This window comes from Sandarakinorhabdus rubra (genome assembly GCF_010994245.1).
Classification (GTDB): domain Bacteria; phylum Pseudomonadota; class Alphaproteobacteria; order Sphingomonadales; family Sphingomonadaceae; genus Sandarakinorhabdus; species Sandarakinorhabdus rubra.
The window spans coordinates 1-16,101 of sequence record NZ_WMHO01000003.1 but is presented as its reverse complement, the minus strand read 5'-3'; the positions used below and the strand labels follow the sequence as shown (position 1 = coordinate 16,101).

Sequence of the window (16,101 nt, the reverse complement as noted above, 5' to 3'; positions counted from 1 at the left end):
GGCGCCAAGAAAAGGTGTAACGGGTTGAGGTCTGGTAGACTGTTCATGGTCTACGAACCGCCGTACCCGCAAGTACCAATGATTCTTTATCGGCATAAGTAGAATTTATTGCGATTAGGCATTTGTTGCAACCTGACGGAGATCATAAAGCTTGCCTAGTGCGCATCTCCCCACGACGGGCCGTGGCCGATTTCGACGCCGAGCGGAACCGACAGGTCGACCAGCGGGCGGTGCGCATTCTCCATCACGGCGCGGATCACCGGCTGCACGGCATCCACCTCGGCCTCCGGCACCTCGAACACCAGTTCGTCGTGCACCTGCAGCAGCATCCTTGTGCCGGTCAGGCCAGCTGCGGCGAGCGCGCCCGGCATCTGCACCATGGCGCGCTTGATGATGTCGGCGGCCGTCCCCTGCACGCGGGCGTTGACCACGGCGCGCTCGGCGAACTGGCGCTCGCCCTGGTTCTTCGACAGGATCAGCGGCGCGTGGCACTTGCGGCCGAACAGCGTCGTCACGAAGCCCTTGTCCTTCGCAAACGCGATGGTTTCGGCCATGTAGTTGCGGATGCCGGGGAAGCGGCTGAAATAGAGCTCGATATATTCGGCGGCCTGCCCGCGCTCGATGCCCAGCCGCTGGGCGAGGCCAAAGGCGGAAATGCCGTAGATGATCGAGAAGTTGATGGTCTTCGCCCGTGCCCGCGTGTCGCGGTCCACGTGCCCGAACACCTCGCGCGCGGTGAGCGCGTGGACATCTTCGCCAGCCGCATAGACGCTCTTCAGTTCCGGCACGTCGGCGATGTGGGCGACCAGCCGCAGCTCGATCTGGTTATAGTCGGCCGCCATGATCACGTGTCCCGGCGCCGCCACGAAGGCATGGCGGATGCGCCGGCCCAGTTCGGTGCGAATGGGGATGTTCTGGAGGTTAGGATCGTTGGACGATAGCCGCCCTGTCGAGGTGGCGGCGAGGTGGAAATTGGTGTGCACCCGGTCGGTCGCCGGGTTGATCTGGGCCTGCAGCGCATCGGTGTAGGTGGATTTCAGCTTCGAATGCTGGCGCCAGTCGAGCACCTTCTGCGCGATCGGCGCGCCCTCTTCGGCCAGCCGCTCAAGTTCACTTGCGTCCGTGGTCCAGGCACCGGTCTTGCCCTTCTTGCCGCCCTTGTAGCCTAGCTTGTCGAACAGGATCTCGCCCAGCTGCTTGGGGCTGCCGATGGTGAACGGCGCGCCGGCGAGTTCGTGAATCTCACCCTCCAGCCGGTTGATCTCCACCTCGTACGCCGCTGACAGGCGCGCCAGTTCGGCACGGTCCACCTTGATACCGGCCATTTCCATCGCGGCGATCACCGGCAGCAGCGGCCGGTCAACCTGTTCGTGGATGGCGGTCACCTGTTCCTTCCACAGCCGGCGGCGGAAGCCCTGCCACAGCCGGAACGTCACGTCCGCATCCTCGGCGGCATAATCGGTGGCGCGCCTGAGATCGACCTCGGCAAAGCTCTTCAGCCCCTTGGCCACCTCCTTGTAGGGGATCGGCGTGTGGCCGAGATGGCGGGCCGAAAGATCGTCCATGCCATGGTTCCAGCGCCCGGCATCGAGGGCGTAACTCAGGAGCATCGTGTCGTCGAAGGGCGCCAGCACCGGCACGCCGTGGCGGGCCAGCACGATCAGATCATATTTGAGATTGTGGCCGATCTTCAGGACCGCCGGATCGGCCAGCAGGGGGTTCAGCCGGTTGATCACCGTCGTCCGGTCAAGCTGCGGCGGCCGCTCGGCAAACATCCCATCGCCGCTGTCGTGGGCAATGGGGATATAGCAGGCCTTGCCCGGGGCGGTGGCAAGACTGATGCCAACGAGGTCGACGCGCATCTGGTCAGTGCCGGTGGTCTCGGTGTCGACCGCCACCTGGCCCAGCCGCGTCGCGTCAGCGATCCACCAGTCCAGCCGCTCCAGCGTCGTCACGCACTCATAGTCGGCGTGGACGAAGGCGACATCATCCTCCGGCACATGGGCCGTTGACGGACGATGCGTGTCCGGCGCCGGGCCGCCCGAGCCGGTGGCACCCAACTTGGCCAGCATGGCGCGGAAGCCGTGCTTCTTCAGGAAGACGGCCAGCGGCTCGTGCGGCGGCTCCCGCAGGGTAAGCTCGTCCAGTGGGGCGGGCAGCGGCAGGTCATCCTTCAACCGCACCAGCTCGCGGGACAGGCGGGCCATGTCGACCGAAGCGGCCAGCGTTTCCTTCAGCTTGGGCTTGGCGATGCCAGCGATGTTGGCGATCACGCCTTCCACGCTGCCATGCTCGCGAATGAGATCGGCGGCGGTTTTGGGGCCAATGCCGCGCACGCCGGGCACGTTGTCGGCTGTGTCGCCCATCAGCGCCAGCACCTCGCCCACCTGTTCCGGCGGCACGCCGAACTTGTCGAGCACCTGGGCCGGGCCGATCACCTCGTTCTTCATCGTGTCGAGCAGGTTCACGCCGGGGCCGACCAGCTGCATCAGGTCCTTGTCGGAGCTGACGATGGTGACATCGAAGCCGTCAGCCCGCGCTGCCCTGGTGTAGCTGGCGATGATGTCGTCCGCCTCCACGCCGGCCTGTTCGAAGCAGGGCACCGAAAAGGCCCGGACGGCATCGCGGATCAACGGGAACTGCGGCACCAGGTCTTCCGGCGCCGGCGGCCGATTGGCCTTGTACTGATCGTACATGTCGTTGCGGAAGGTGTGGCTGCCGGCATCGAGCACCACGGCAAGATGGGTGGGTGCTTCGGCCCTGTTCAGCTCGGCAATCAGCTTCCACAGCATGGCGGTGAAGCCATAGACGGCGCCGACCGGCGTGCCGCTGGGATCGGTGAGCGGCGGCAGCCGGTGATAGGCACGGAAGATGAAGCTGCTGCCATCAACCAGGTAGAGATGCTGGGCCATGCCTTCCTTCTAGGCCGGTCGTGCGGCACGTGAAAGCATGATTGCCGGCGGACTTGAACGCCGGCAACGACCAAGCATTGCCCGGACGGCATGGCTGTGGCATCGGCCCCCGCCATGCAGGCTTTCAAAACCCTCTCCGGCCAGGCCATCCCCTTTGGTGCCGCCAATGTCGATACCGATGTCATCATCCCGGCACGCTTCCTGAAGACCATCAGTCGCGCCGGGCTGGGCAAGGGCGCCTTTGCCGCGCTGCGCGAGACGCCGGACAATGTGTTCGACACCCACGCCGGCGCGCCGATCCTGATCGCGGGCGCCAACTTCGGCTGTGGGTCGAGCCGTGAGCACGCGCCCTGGGCACTGGCCGACCTTGGCATCCGTGTCGTCATCTCGCCCGGCTTTGCCGACATTTTTGCCGGCAACGCCTTCAAGAATGGCCTGTTGCTGGTTACGCTGCCGCAAGACGCGGTCGACCGGCTGCTGGCGGTGGCAAGCGATGGCCAGCCGATCACCGTGGACCTCGAGAACCAGGTGGTGACGACGCCGTTCCAGGACCGGTTCGAATTCCCGATGGATCCGTTCCGCAAGCACTGCCTGCTGAACGGGCTGGACGAGATCGGGCTGACCATGGCGATGACTGACCGCATCGCCGCCCACGAAGCCCGGCTGGCGGCCGAGCGGCCGTGGATTGCCGGCGCTGCCGGCTGATCTGCCTCGTACGTCATTTGACGTAGATTCCGGCTCCGAACAGGCATAGACTGCGTCAAGCTGCCGCAGACTGCGGCGGCGTGCGCCGGCGCGGGAGGGCACGCCGGCCCGGGGATGTGCCCCTGGGAGAGAGACGATGCGCCTGATGTTGACCTTTGCCGTGGCGGCCGCAGTGGCGGTGCCGGCCCTTGCCGAACCGATGATCACCGTGCCTTCGGGCCGCAGCCTCGCCGTTGCCACAGGCGACCTTGATCTTGCCAGTGCCGGTGGCCAGCGCGAGCTTGACCGGCGCCTGTGGCGCGCGGCGCGGCAGGTGTGCAGCTTTACCGCGCTGAGGGACCTGTCGGAATCGCGGCTGGTCGATCGCTGCCGTGCGGATGCGCTGGCCCGTGTGGCGGCTCGCCGCCAGGAAACGCTGGCCAACTGAGCGGCGTCAGCGCCGTGCCCGTTTGACGGCGTTGGCAGCATCGCCGATTGCCGTTAAGGGCGGGCGATGACCAAGACACTGCTCCTGCTGCCCGGGGATGGCATAGGCCCCGAAGTCACCGCCATTGCCCGCCGCGTGGCGGGCCGGCTGATCAACCAGGGCCTGGCCCTTGCCGTCGAGGAAGGCCCGTTCGGCGGCGCCAGCATCGACGCGCATGGCGTGCCCCTGACCGACGAGACGCTGGCCCGGGCCAAGGCGGCGGACGCCGTGCTGATGGGCGCGGTGGGCGGGCCGCAATGGGCGGGCCAGCCCTATGACAAGCGCCCGGAGGCCGGGCTGTTGGCCTTGCGGGCCGGCATGAACGTCTATGCCAATCTGCGGCCGGCGCGCTGTTTCTCGGCGCTGGCGGACGCGTCGACGCTGAAACGCGTGTTCGTCGAGGGGCTCGATATCCTGTTCGTCCGCGAACTGACCGGCGGCGTCTATTTCGGCGAACCGCGCGGTGTCGAAACCCTGCCCGACGGCCAGCGTCGCGGCGTGAACACCCATGTCTACACGTCGTCGGAAATCCACCGGGTCGCCCGGATCGCGTTCGAGCTGGCGCGCGGCCGCAAGGGCGAGGTGGTCTCGGCCGAAAAGGGCAACGTGATGGAAGCCGGCCTGATGTGGCGCGAGGAGGTGCAGGCGTTGCGCGATGCCGACTATCCCGACATCAAGCTGTCGCACATGCTGGCCGACAACATGGCCATGCAGCTGGTGAAATATCCCAAGCAGTTCGACGTGATCCTCACCGACAATCTGTTCGGCGACATATTGTCGGACGAGGCCGCGATGCTGACCGGTTCACTGGGCATGCTGCCCTCTGCAGCGATCGGCGATGCCGGCGCGCCCGGCCTTTATGAGCCCATCCACGGCTCGGCGCCCGACATTGCCGGGCGCGGTGTCGCCAACCCCTGCGCCTCGGTGCTCAGCCTCGCCATGGCGCTGCGCTACAGCCTCGGGGCACCAGCATTGGCCGACAAGGTGGAGGCGGCGGTGGAGGCGGCCCTGAATGCCGGGGCGCGCACGCCCGATCTGGGCGGCACCATGACCACTGCGGCCATGGGCGACGCCATCCTGGCCGGCCTTTGATCCGGAAGGTCTTCACCCCGTTCGTCACCGGGCTGCTGTTCCTGGCCCCGGTGCTTGTCACGCTGATCATCCTCAACTGGCTGTCGGGTTACCTGATCGCTGCGCTGGGGCCGGCGACGCCGCTGGGCCAGCTGCTGGGCCAGGCCGGCATGATCTTCACCCCCTCGCCCTTTGCGGCCTTCTGGGCCGGCATCGGCATGGCCGCGCTGCTGGTGTGGCTGATCGGGCTGGCCGTGCAGACCCGCTTTCGCCCGCAGCTGGAAGGCGGGCTGGATGGCCTCATTTCGCGGATCCCGGGGCTGGGTAGCCTCTATCGGCCGCTTGCCCAGTTCGTGCGAATGATGGGCACCGGCCAGGGCGGCGAGATGAGCGGCATGTCGGTCGTCTCGGTCAGCTTCGGGGATCATGTCGAGGCCCTCGCGCTGCTCACCTCCCCGCGCCTGCATGATTTCGGGCAGGGGCCGCGCTACCTGATCCTCATCCCCACGGCGCCGGTGCCGGTGGGCGGCGGCATGCTGTTCGTGGAAGCCAGCCGGGTGAAGCCAGTGCCCTCGATGGGGGTGGATGACCTCGCCAAGCTCTATGTGACCATGGGGACGCTCAGCGGTCCGGAGCCCGTGAAATGAGCCTGACGCTGCGCATCTTCCTGGCGCTGATCGCGGGCCTGCTGGTCGGCGCGCTGCTGCCCAGCGACCTGGGCAAGTCGCTGCTGCCGGTCAGCGACGCGGTCGGCAACCTGTGGCTGCAGGCGCTGCAGATGACGATCATCCCGCTGATCGCCGGGCTGCTGTTCACCGGCATCGCGCAATCGGTAGGGCAGGCCGGCGGCAGCATGGTGGCCGGGCGCGCGCTGCTCGCCTTCCTGGCGCTGCTGGTGTTCTCGGCGCTGTGGTCGATGCTGTTCGTGCCGCTGCTGCTGGAGGCGTGGCCGGCGCCGCCGGTGGCCTCCAGCGTGATCATGATGGAAAGCGCCAAGTTCGAAGCCGGTTCCGACATCGCGGCCAATCAGGCGGCCATTAAGATCGATCTGGGCAAGTGGCTGCTTTCGCTGGTGCCCGCCAACATCTTCAATTCGCTGGCCAAGGGCGACATGCTGCCGGTGGTCACCTTCATCGGCCTGTTCGCGCTGGCCGCCACCAGGCTCGACACGGCCCGGCGCGGCCAGCTCGTCAGCCTGTTCGATGCGGTCAAGGATGCCATGCTGGTTCTCGTGGGCTGGATCTTCGTGGTGGCGCCGCTGGGCGTGTTCGCGCTGGCCATGGGGGTCGGCATCAAGGCCGGGTTGGGCGCCTTTGGCCTGCTCGGCCATTATATCGTCGTGCTGGTGGCGGTGCAGGTCGGCCTCATCATCCTCGTCTATCCGCTGGCGGTGATCTTCGGCCGCGTCGGCCCGCTGGCCTTTGCCCGGGCGGTGCTGCCGGCGCAGGCGGTCGCTGTGTCCACCCAGTCCAGCATCGCCTCCCTGCCCGCCATTTTCGACGGCGCCGAGCGGCTGGGCCTGCCCGAGGCGACCAGCCGCGTGGTGCTGCCGCTGGCGGTGAGCATCTTCCGCATCACCAGCCCCTGCGCCAACATCGCGGTGGTGCTCTATGTCGGGCACCTGCACGGCATGGAGCATTCGGCGCTGGCCTATATGGGCGCGCTGCTGGCGGCGCTGGTCGCGGCGGTGTCCACCGGCGGGCTTCCGGGGTCCATCACCTTCCTGGCCGCCTGCGTGCCGATTGCCAACGCCATGGGCGTGCCGATCGGCGTGCTGCCGGTGCTGCTGGCGGTCGAACTGGTGCCCGACATTTTCCGCACGCTGGGCAATGTCACCGCCGATCTGGCGGTGACGGCGATCCTGGGCCGGCGGCGCTGACCGGCGGGCATCGCATGGACCTGCCGCATTTCGCCCTCGATGAATGGCTGTCGGCCCACAATTTCGCGACGCCGCCGATCGAATTTGACCTGGCATCGAGCACCGGTCCGGGGTTTTCCGTCACCGAACTGGCGCAGCTGGGCGGCGGCCTTGATCTGGGTGATGTCGCGCTGGGCTATGCGCCGCCGCAAGGGTCGGCGGCGGTGCGCACTGCCGTCGCCGCCCTGCACGACACCGATCCGGACTGGGTGGTGATGACAACCGGCGCATCGGAAGCGCTGGCGATCATCCTGTGCCTCGCCAGCGAGCCCAGCGCCAACATCGTCATCCCCGATCCAGCCTACCCCGCCTATGCCGGCATGGCGCAGGCCTCCGGGCTGGCAACGCGCGCCTATGCGGTGAAGGGCGCCGATGGGTTTGCACTCGATCCCGAACCCATATTGGCCGCCGTGACCGATGCGACCCGGCTGGTCCTGCTCAACACACCGCACAATCCGACCGGCGTGGTGATGCCGCGGCCGGCCATCGCGGCGCTGGCCGCGGCGCTGGCGGAGCGGTCAATCCCACTGCTGGTCGACGAGGTCTACCACCCGCTCTATTTCGGAGCGCACCAGCCTTCGGCGGCCGGCATTCCCAATGTCGTGGTGATGAGTGACCTGTCGAAGGCGATGTCCCTGCCCGGCCTGCGCACCGGCTGGATCATCGAGGCCGATCCCGAGCGCCGCCGCGCCATGATCAACGCCCGCAGCCATTTCACCATCAGCGGATCGCCTCTGCTGGAGCGGCTGGCCACCCATGCACTGCTGCAGCGGGACAGCATCCTTGGCCGGCTGCAGCAGGTTGCCGGCAAGAATCTGGCGCTGCTCTCCGCCCTGATCGACCAGTCTGGCGGGCGCCTGTCCTGGACCGCGCCGCACGGCGGCACCACCTGCTTCCCCTGGTTCAGCGATGGCCGCGACAGCCGGCCCTTCTGCGAGGCACTGGCCCGGGCGGGCGTGCTGGTGGCGCCCGGCGACTGTTTTGGCCACCCGCAGCATGTGCGCATCGGCTTTGCCCACCAGGAGGCCGGATTTGCCACCGCGCTGGAACGGATGGCGGCGCTGCTCTGAGGCGGCACGCTCGCGCTTATCGTTGGACTCTGCCGTGTGATGCGCTAACAGCCGCACCCCAAGGAGTGACCATATGGGCTACAAGGTCGTCGTCGTCGGCGCCACCGGCAATGTCGGGCGCGAAATGCTGAACATCCTGGCCGAGCGGCAGTTCCCGCTGGCCGAGATTGCCGCCGTGGCCTCGCCGCGGTCGACCGGCGACATCATCGATTTCGGCGAGGACGGCCGCACCTTGAAGGTGCACAACATCGAGCATTTCGATTTCACCGGCTGGGACATCGCACTGTTTGCCGCCGGCTCCGGCCCGGCCAAGGTGCACGCCCCCCGGGCGGCGGCGCAGGGCTGCGTGGTAATCGACAATTCGTCGCTGTTCCGCATGGACCCGGACGTGCCGCTGATCGTGCCAGAAGTGAACCCGGGCGCCATCGACGGCTACAAGAAGCGCAACATCATCGCCAACCCCAACTGCTCCACGGCCCAGATGGTGGTGGCGCTGAAGCCACTGCATGATGAAGCCACCATCAGGCGCGTGGTGGTGAGCACCTATCAGTCGGTCTCCGGCGCCGGCAAGGCGGGCATGGACGAGCTGTTCACCCAGACCCGCGCCATCTTCGTGAACGACGAGCCGGTGATCGAGAAGTTCACCAAGCGCATCGCCTTCAACGTCATCCCCCACATCGATGTGTTCATGGGCGCGGACAGCGGCATGGACGGTTACACCAAGGAAGAGTGGAAGATGACCGCGGAGACGCGCAAGATCCTCGATCCCAACATCGAGGTGACCGCGACCTGCGTGCGCGTGCCGGTGTTCGTTGGCCATAGCGAAGCCATCAACCTCGAGTTCGAGAAGCCGCTGTCGGTCGCTCGCGCCCAGAGCCTGCTGCGTGAGGCGCCCGGCGTCATGCTGATCGACAAGCGCGAGGACGCTGGCTACGTCACACCAGTCGAATGCGTCGGCGATTATGCCACCTTCGTCAGCCGCGTGCGCAAGGACCCGACCGTGGAGAACGGTCTCGCCCTGTGGTGCGTGTCCGACAATCTGCGCAAGGGCGCGGCGCTGAACGCGGTGCAGATCGCCGAGTTGCTGGGCCGGCGGCACCTGAAGAAGGGCTGAACAAAGCCGGGCAGCTTTGCGGCAACACTGCGGCGCACCGGCCACACCTCGCCATGTTCGGTTCAGTCTGCGGCCATGCCGTGGGCGCCATATCCCTTGTCAGCCGGCAAGACCGGATGCCGCCGCCCATCCTTGGCGATGACGCGGCGACAGCCGGACACACCCCCATGGCCGGCGCAACAACAAGAGGAATCAACCATGTCGCGTTTCGCACTTGCTCTTCTGGCCGCCGCTGCCCTTGCGGGTCCAGCCGTCGCCCAGGATGCCAGGAATTTCAACGGGCCCTTCGTGGGTGCCCAGCTCGGCTGGCAGCAGGACCGCCAGTCGCTGACCACCGGCACCGTGCCGCCGGCCACCATCCGTGCCAAGGGCGATGGCTTCGCCTATGGCAGCCAGATCGGCTATGACGCCAATCTGGGCAGCGCAGTGATCGGTGTCGAAGCCTCGATCACCGGCCGCACCGGCACCAACCGCTTCCCGACGTTCGACCTGGAAGCCGGGCGCACCATCAACCTCACCGGCCGCGCCGGCTTCCTGGCCACGCCGTCTGACCTGATCTACGCACGCGGCGGCTATTCCAATGCCCGCTTCTCGATCACCAACCCGGCAGGCCCGTCGGAAAACCGCGACGGCTGGACGGTCGGCGCCGGCTTTGAGCACGCTCTGGGCCGCAACCTGTCGGCCCGGGTCGAGTACAACTACGCCGACTATGGCGATGACCTGCTGCCGGGTGCCGGCGGCGCTTCGCGGCTCAACTATCACCGCCACGCGGTGATGACCGGTCTGAACCTGCGCTTCTGAGCGGGGCTGTCGGTGAGTGGGGGCTGGCGGCAGCGATGCCGCTAGCCCCTTTTTCTTACGCCTCGAAATGGCCCTCGGTGCGGGCCCTCAGTGTCTCGAGATCGACACCCGGCGCCAGTTCGATCAGTCGGAACAGCGCGCCCTTGGCGGGGCGGGCCAGCACTGCCAGCTCGGAGATCACCATGTCGACAACGCCCTTGCCGGTCAGCGGCAGGGTGCAAGCAGTCTTGAACTTGGCCGATCCGTCCCTGGCATTATGCTCCATCAGCACGATGATCTTCTTGACGCCGGCCACCAGGTCCATGGCACCGCCCATGCCCTTCACCATCTTGCCGGGGATCATCCAGTTGGCGATGTCGCCATTCTCCGCCACTTCCATGGCGCCGAGAATGGAGAGGTCGACATGCCCGCCGCGGATCATCGCGAAGCTGTCGGCGCTGCTGAAATAGCTCGTGCGGTCGAGCTCGGTGATGGTCTGCTTGCCGGCGTTGATCAGGTCAGGATCTTCCTCGCCGGCATAGGGAAACGGCCCCATGCCCAGCATGCCGTTCTCGCTCTGCAGCGTCACGTCGATGCCGTCTGGGATATGGTTGGCCACCAGGGTCGGCATGCCGATGCCGAGGTTGACGTAGAAACCGTCCTTCAGCTCCTGCGCGGCGCGGGCCGCCTGCTGATCGCGCGTCCACATCAGGCCTTCTCCCCCGCCGCCGGGTTGCCCGGCTCGCGCACCGTGCGCTGTTCGATGCGCTTTTCATAATCCGTGCCCACGATCAGCCGCTGCACGAAGATGCCCGGCGTGTGGATGCCATCGGGATCGAGCTCGCCGGGGCCGACCAGTTCTTCCACCTCCACCACCGTCACCTTGCCGGCGGTGGCCATGACGGGGTTGAAGTTGCGCGCCGTCTTTCGGAAGACGAGATTGCCATAAGGGTCGGCCTTCCAGGCCTTGACGATCGACACATCGGCCACCAGCCCGGTTTCGAGGATATAGGTCTCCCCGTTGAAATCCTTGTGCTCCTTGCCGTCGGCCACCAGCGTGCCAACGCCGGTTTTCGTGTAGAAGCCGGGGATGCCTGCCCCGCCGGCCCGGATGCGTTCGGCCAGGGTGCCCTGCGGGTTGAACTCCAGTTGCAGTTCGCCGGCCAGATATTGGCGCTCGAACTCCTTGTTCTCGCCGACATAGCTGGAGATCATCCGGGCGATCTGGCGGGTTTCCAGCAGCAGGCCGAGACCGAAGCCATCCACCCCGGCGTTGTTGGAGATGGCGGTGATGCCCTTGACGCCGCTGTCCCGCAGGGCCGCGATCAGATTCTCCGGGATGCCGCACAGCCCGAAGCCGCCGGACATGATGGTCATCCCATCGAACAGCAGGCCATCCAGCGCCGCCTTGGCATCGGGGTAGAGCTTGTTGGCCACGCGCCCGCTCCTTCACATGTTGCACCTGCGAGATAGCCAGATTGCCGCAGCAGCGCCAGCCGCATTCGGCGCAATTTCGCCGTCCTGTTTCCGCAGGACAGCGCGGCCGCCATCGGCTATTTGCCGGCGCATGAGCCAGGATCCACTCGATATCGCCATTGCCGAAGGCCGCCGCTTCATCGACAGCCTGGCGCACCGCAGCGTCGGCCCCACCGGCAGCCGGGCCGACATACTGGCGCCGCTACCGACCCACCTGCCCGAACATGGCATGGACCCGGCCGACGTGGTGCGCACCATCGCGCGCGCTGCCGAGCCGGGGCTGAACGCCAACATGTCCAGCCGCTTCTTCGCCTGGGTGAACGGCGGTTCGCTGCCCGCCGCGCAGGCGACCGACGTGTTGACCAGCCTGTGGGATCAGAATGCCGTGCTCGCCGCCACCAGCCCGGCCAGCGCCGTTCTGGAGGAGGTCGCCGCCAAGCTGCTGCTTGAGGCGCTGCATCTGCCCCCGACGTGCGCCGTCAGCTTCACCACCGGCTGCCAGATGAGCCATGCCGCCGCTCTGGCAGCCGCGCGCCATCACGTTCTGGCCAAGGCAACCCGGGATGGAGCCGGCTGGGATGTGGAGCGTGATGGCCTGTTCGGCGCGCCGCCGATTCGAGTACTGGCCAATGCCCACCACCATGGCAGTGTAACCCGCGCACTGCGGCTGCTGGGCTTCGGGACAGCGTGCGTGGTGCCGCTGGCCGGTGGTGCGCCGGGGCGGGTTGGCGCTGCGGAACTGCAGGCCGCGCTGACACAGGCGCCGGGCGCGCCGACCATCGTCATCCTGAATGCCGGCGATCTCAACCTGGGCCAGAGCGACGATTTCGCCACGCTGATCCCGCTGGCACAGGCGGCTGGTGCCTGGGTGCATGTCGATGGCGCCTTCGGCCTGTGGCTGGCGGCCAGCCCGCGCTATGCCGATCAGGTCGCCGGCATCCAGTTGGCCGATTCCATCGCCAGCGACGGGCACAAGTGGCTGAACACGCCCTATGATTGCGGCATGGCCATCACCCGCCATGGCGAGGCGCTGAAGGCGTCGATGAAGCTGACGGCAAGCTATCTCAGCCAGGATGGCGATACGCGCGATCCGATGAACTACACGCCGGAATGGTCTCGTCGGGCGCGCAGCCTGCCAGTGTTGGCGGCGCTGATGGAGCTGGGCCGCGATGGCCTGGCCGACCTGATCGCGCGCTGCTGTGATCATGCGCTGGCCCTGCACGACGGGCTGGCGGCGCTGCCGGGCGCCACCAGCATCGCCCGGCCTATCATGAACCAGGGCATGGTGCGCTTCCACGCCGCTGACGGCACCAACATCACCGACGCCGTGATCGCCGCCATCAACGCCAGCGGCGAAGCCTTCTTCAGCGGCACGCTGTGGCAGGGCGAGCGCACCATGCGGATCAGCGTGTGCAATTGGCAGACCAATGCGGACGACGTGCGCCGCACCGTGGCGGCGGCGGCCGAGGCGCTGGCCAGCCTGCGCTAACCCCGGGACCGCCCGATCAGCCCGCCGACCATGCCGGTGATGGCGCTGCCCAGTGTGCCGAGCGGCAGCAGGCTGAAGGGCACATCGCCCAGGACCACCGAAAGGGCGATGCCCGCCGCCGCGCAGAGGCCGCCGGCCAGCGCGCCGCCGGTGGCCCCCTCTGCCAGGCTGACCGGACGCTGCTTCATCGCCCCCCAGCCGGTCAGCGCCGAAATGCCGAGGCCGCCGATGGCAAACAGGTTGGCGATCGCCGGCACATAATGGCCGGCGGTCACCATGGCGATCTGGGCGGCAATCCCTACGCAGGTGGCGCGTGTCAGCTGGTTCATGGTGCCCGTTCCCCCAAAGGCTTGCCGGGCCATGCTGCGATGTTTGCCGCCTTCAGGCAACCGTGCCCTTGAAGCCGTCGCGCAGCTCGCGCTTCAGCACCTTGCCGATATGGCTGCGCGGCAACTCGTCGACCAGCACTACCGCGGCCAACCGCTGTGTCTTGCCCAGCTGCGCATTGGCGGCAGCGCGCAGGGCGTCGGCATCGCCGCCCGGCGCGACCACGAACGCCACCGGCGTTTCGCCCCACGCCTCCGACGCGACGCCCACCACCGCGGCTTCGACGACGCCCGGCAGGGTGAGCAGCACGGCTTCCAGATCGGACGGGTAGATGTTGAAACCTCCCGAGATGATCATGTCCTTGGCGCGATCCATCAGGGTGAGGAAACCATCCTCATCGAGCCGGCCGATGTCGCCGGTGCGCAGCCATTCCTTGCCTTGCGGATCGATCCAATAGGCCTTGGCGGTGAGATCGGGGCGGTTCTTGTAGCCGTTCATCGTCGCCGGCGAGCGGCCGACGATCTCCCCCGGTGTGCCCGGCGGCACGTCGTTCCCGTCCTCGTCGATGATCCGCACCTCGTGGCCAGGCTGCGGCTGGCCCACCGTGTGCAGCTTGTCAGGATGCTCGTGGGCCACCAGCATGAAGCCCACCCCGCCCTCGGTCATCCCGAAGAACTCGATCAGGCCGCCCGGCATGCGGCGCAGCACCTCGGCCTTCAGATCGGCGGCAAAGGGCGCGGAGGTGCAGAATTTCATGAAGAGGGACGACAGGTCGGCCGCGTCGAAGCCCGGATCGGCGAGCAGCCGGCGATACTGCACCGGCACCAGCATGGCATGGGTGACGCGGTGGCGCTCGGCCAGCTGCAGCCACCCCGCCGTATCGAACTTGGGCATCAGCACCGCGGTGCCGCCCCAGGCCAGCGTGGGTATGAAGGACACCAGGGTGGTGTTGGAATAGAGCGGCGTCGAACACAGCGTCACGCAATCGGGACCATAGCCGATCCGCCGCCCGCCGGTGATGTGCAGCGATCGCATTGCGCAGCTCTGCACGATGCCTTTGGGCGTGCCGGTGGTGCCGCTGGAATAAATGATATTGAAGCCGGCCTTCGGATCGAGTGGCGCTAGCGCCGGCAGCGGGGCGTCCGCGTCCAGCCAGCCATCCAGCGCGTCGAGATCGACCAATGTGTAACCGCCCAGCACGGCGGCGAAGGCGGCGCGGTTGGCGGCATCAACAAACACCAGCCGCGCGCCCGAATCGGCCACCATCGCCGCGATCTGTTCGGGGGTGGAGGAGGGCGCCAGCGGCGCGATGGTGGCACGCAGGCGCAGGACAGCGCCCCACAGCACGGCATAGTCGCAGCTGCTGGCGGCAATGCTGGCCACGCTGTCGCCGGGCCTGACGCCATGGGCGGCCAGCGTGGCGGCTAGGCGTTCGGCCCGGCGCCAATACTCAGCCCAGCTCAGCCGCTGGTCACCGCAGATCACCGCCGGGTGATCGGGTCGGTCAGCGGCATTGGCGGCCAGAGCGGCGGGAAAATCGAAGATGGCTTCCGTGGTCATGGCCGGCAGCGTCGCGCGCGCCTGCCGGCCTGTCCACTGGCGGATTTGGGCAGCGCCGTCAGGCAGCGCGCTTGAGCGGGGCTGCCACCGCCGGGGTTTCCGGCACCGGCTGACCGAGCTGGGTGAGGGCGCGGACATGGGCGGCATAGTTGGCCGACAGGCGGGCCAGATGCTCCGGATTGTCGCCGTTGCGGCTGATCGCGTCGGCCAGCAGCTCGGCCCCGGCCACCAGTTCGGCGATCTGGCGCTGCTTGCGGCGCTCTAGCTGCTTGGGGGCGAGGATGAACAGATAAGCCACCGGGGCCGAAAGGGTGATATAGGTCATCACGATCATGATGATCGTCACGCTGTTGTTGGCCAGCACTGCCTTGCTCCAGAGACATGAGGGATGTTGAGTCGTCGCATGACAGGCAGGTAATGTTTTTGCCAGCCGCCATCGTGCCATGGGCGCTTCTGCCGCACCGCAGCATCAGCCAACAGCCTGCCGGGCAATGAAAAAGGGCGGCGGCCCAGCGGCCACCGCCCCTTTTGCACTGTCCGTTATGGCTCAGGCGGACTGCAGGTTCACCGCTGCCTGCTTGCCGCGGCGGTCTTCCTCCAGTTCGAACGAGACGCGCTGGCCTTCGTTCAGGGTGGCGAAACCGGCGCGTTCAACGGCCGAGATGTGCACGAAGGCATCGGGCGCTCCGTCATCGCGCTGGATGAAGCCGAAGCCCTTGGTGCCGTTGAAGAACTTCACGGTGCCTTCAACGCGGACGCCGTCGGTCACCGGGGCGCGGTCGCGCGTCGGGCGACGCTCGAAATCGCCGCGCGGGGCGCGATCCTCACGCGGTTCGCGCGGTGCGCGATCCTCGACCGGCAACGGTTCGCCCTCGATCTTCAGCTCGGTCGCGGAGATGCGGCCGTTGCGCTCGGACAGGGTGAACTCCAGCGGCTGGCCATCGGCGAGGCCCGTGAGGCCAGCCGCTTCCACCGCCGAGATGTGGACAAACACGTCTTCGCCGCCGTCTTCCCGGACGATGAAGCCGAAGCCCTTTTGCGAATTGAAGAATTTCACCGTGCCGCGGCCGGTGCCGACCACGATGCCGGGCGACATCTCACGGCGCGGGCCGCCGAAGCCGCCACCACCGCCGCCGCCGAAGCGACCGCCGCCACCGGCGCCGCCGCCGAAGCCGCCGCGGTCACCGGCAAAGCCGCCACCGCCGCCGCCAAC

At 67.4% G+C, this 16,101-nt stretch carries 16 protein-coding genes; 9 read left to right on the top strand and 7 right to left on the bottom strand.

What is annotated here, in order from left to right; genetic code table 11:
* Positions 1-155 precede the first annotated feature (155 nt).
* Positions 156-2,912, bottom strand: coding sequence for a DNA polymerase I (polA, locus tag GJV64_RS00485; RefSeq protein WP_164155338.1), 2,757 nt, complete (start codon positions 2,910-2,912; stop codon positions 156-158).
* A gap of 114 nt (positions 2,913-3,026) precedes the next feature.
* Between polA and leuD the strand changes: the two genes are divergently transcribed.
* The 8 genes from leuD (at position 3,027) to GJV64_RS00445 (ending at position 10,057) form a co-directional block, all read left to right on the top strand.
* Positions 3,027-3,617, top strand: a complete 591-nt coding sequence (gene leuD / locus GJV64_RS00480; protein WP_164155337.1) for a 3-isopropylmalate dehydratase small subunit — start codon at positions 3,027-3,029, stop codon at positions 3,615-3,617.
* A gap of 136 nt (positions 3,618-3,753) precedes the next feature.
* Positions 3,754-4,044 carry a UrcA family protein gene (locus GJV64_RS00475; protein ID WP_164155336.1) on the top strand — a complete coding sequence of 97 codons (291 nt, stop codon included), beginning with the start codon at positions 3,754-3,756 and terminating at the stop codon, positions 4,042-4,044.
* A 66-nt stretch (positions 4,045-4,110) separates the two neighbouring features.
* The gene (gene leuB / locus GJV64_RS00470; protein WP_164155335.1) at positions 4,111-5,175 is read left to right on the top strand and encodes a 3-isopropylmalate dehydrogenase; all 1,065 of its coding nucleotides are present in this window, start codon (positions 4,111-4,113) and stop codon (positions 5,173-5,175) included.
* Positions 5,172-5,801, top strand: coding sequence for a DUF502 domain-containing protein (locus GJV64_RS00465; RefSeq protein WP_164155334.1), 630 nt, complete (start codon positions 5,172-5,174; stop codon positions 5,799-5,801). The genes leuB and GJV64_RS00465 overlap by 4 nt, the downstream gene beginning before the upstream one ends.
* Entirely contained in the window at positions 5,798-7,033 is a 1,236-nt protein-coding gene (locus tag GJV64_RS00460; RefSeq protein ID WP_164155333.1) for a dicarboxylate/amino acid:cation symporter, read from the top strand. The genes GJV64_RS00465 and GJV64_RS00460 overlap by 4 nt, the downstream gene beginning before the upstream one ends.
* 14 nt (positions 7,034-7,047) lie before the next feature.
* Positions 7,048-8,142: a pyridoxal phosphate-dependent aminotransferase gene (locus tag GJV64_RS00455; protein WP_164155332.1), complete on the top strand. Its 1,095-nt coding sequence runs from the start codon at positions 7,048-7,050 to the stop codon at positions 8,140-8,142.
* Between the two features lie 73 nt (positions 8,143-8,215).
* Positions 8,216-9,256, top strand: coding sequence for an aspartate-semialdehyde dehydrogenase (locus GJV64_RS00450; RefSeq protein WP_164155331.1), 1,041 nt, complete (start codon positions 8,216-8,218; stop codon positions 9,254-9,256).
* A gap of 198 nt (positions 9,257-9,454) precedes the next feature.
* Positions 9,455-10,057, top strand: coding sequence for an outer membrane protein (locus GJV64_RS00445; protein WP_164155330.1), 603 nt, complete (start codon positions 9,455-9,457; stop codon positions 10,055-10,057).
* A gap of 55 nt (positions 10,058-10,112) precedes the next feature.
* Here the strand turns inward: GJV64_RS00445 and GJV64_RS00440 are convergent, their stop codons facing one another.
* Together GJV64_RS00440 and GJV64_RS00435 are read right to left on the bottom strand one after the other, a co-directional pair.
* Positions 10,113-10,748, bottom strand: coding sequence for a CoA transferase subunit B (locus tag GJV64_RS00440; RefSeq protein WP_164155350.1), 636 nt, complete (start codon positions 10,746-10,748; stop codon positions 10,113-10,115).
* Positions 10,745-11,473, bottom strand: a complete 729-nt coding sequence (locus GJV64_RS00435) for a CoA transferase subunit A (RefSeq protein WP_164155329.1) — start codon at positions 11,471-11,473, stop codon at positions 10,745-10,747. Before GJV64_RS00435 ends, GJV64_RS00440 begins: the two co-directional genes overlap by 4 nt.
* 130 nt (positions 11,474-11,603) lie before the next feature.
* Here GJV64_RS00435 and GJV64_RS00430 point away from each other — a divergent pair, with 130 nt between their 5' ends.
* Entirely contained in the window at positions 11,604-13,001 is a 1,398-nt protein-coding gene (locus tag GJV64_RS00430) for a pyridoxal phosphate-dependent decarboxylase family protein (RefSeq protein WP_164155328.1), read from the top strand.
* Here GJV64_RS00430 and GJV64_RS00425 read toward each other — a convergent pair.
* From GJV64_RS00425 to GJV64_RS15715, 4 genes are all read right to left on the bottom strand, one after another.
* A complete protein-coding gene (locus GJV64_RS00425) occupies positions 12,998-13,330 on the bottom strand; it encodes a hypothetical protein (protein WP_164155327.1) in 333 nt (110 codons plus the stop codon). The two genes, GJV64_RS00430 and GJV64_RS00425, sit on opposite strands and share 4 nt — an antisense overlap.
* Before the next feature lie 52 nt (positions 13,331-13,382).
* Entirely contained in the window at positions 13,383-14,888 is a 1,506-nt protein-coding gene (locus GJV64_RS00420) for a class I adenylate-forming enzyme family protein (RefSeq protein ID WP_164155326.1), read from the bottom strand.
* A 58-nt stretch (positions 14,889-14,946) separates the two neighbouring features.
* Positions 14,947-15,252, bottom strand: coding sequence for a hypothetical protein (locus GJV64_RS00415; protein WP_164155325.1), 306 nt, complete (start codon positions 15,250-15,252; stop codon positions 14,947-14,949).
* A 183-nt stretch (positions 15,253-15,435) separates the two neighbouring features.
* Positions 15,436-16,101 (bottom strand): cold-shock protein (locus tag GJV64_RS15715; RefSeq protein WP_328799156.1); only part of this gene is annotated, 666 nt, incomplete at its 5' end.

Excerpts from the sequence above, each read along its gene's own strand:
- polA (WP_164155338.1), bottom strand. The coding sequence starts at position 2,912 with ATGGCCCAGCATCTCTACCTGGTTGATGGCAGCAGCTTCATCTTCCGT.
- leuD (WP_164155337.1), top strand. The coding sequence starts at position 3,027 with ATGCAGGCTTTCAAAACCCTCTCCGGCCAGGCCATCCCCTTTGGTGCC.
- GJV64_RS00475 (WP_164155336.1), top strand. The coding sequence starts at position 3,754 with ATGCGCCTGATGTTGACCTTTGCCGTGGCGGCCGCAGTGGCGGTGCCG.
- leuB (WP_164155335.1), top strand. The coding sequence starts at position 4,111 with ATGACCAAGACACTGCTCCTGCTGCCCGGGGATGGCATAGGCCCCGAA.
- GJV64_RS00460 (WP_164155333.1), top strand. The coding sequence starts at position 5,798 with ATGAGCCTGACGCTGCGCATCTTCCTGGCGCTGATCGCGGGCCTGCTG.
- GJV64_RS00455 (WP_164155332.1), top strand. The coding sequence starts at position 7,048 with ATGGACCTGCCGCATTTCGCCCTCGATGAATGGCTGTCGGCCCACAAT.
- GJV64_RS00450 (WP_164155331.1), top strand. The coding sequence starts at position 8,216 with ATGGGCTACAAGGTCGTCGTCGTCGGCGCCACCGGCAATGTCGGGCGC.
- GJV64_RS00445 (WP_164155330.1), top strand. The coding sequence starts at position 9,455 with ATGTCGCGTTTCGCACTTGCTCTTCTGGCCGCCGCTGCCCTTGCGGGT.
- GJV64_RS00430 (WP_164155328.1), top strand. The coding sequence starts at position 11,604 with ATGAGCCAGGATCCACTCGATATCGCCATTGCCGAAGGCCGCCGCTTC.
- GJV64_RS00425 (WP_164155327.1), bottom strand. The coding sequence starts at position 13,330 with ATGAACCAGCTGACACGCGCCACCTGCGTAGGGATTGCCGCCCAGATC.
- GJV64_RS00420 (WP_164155326.1), bottom strand. The coding sequence starts at position 14,888 with ATGACCACGGAAGCCATCTTCGATTTTCCCGCCGCTCTGGCCGCCAAT.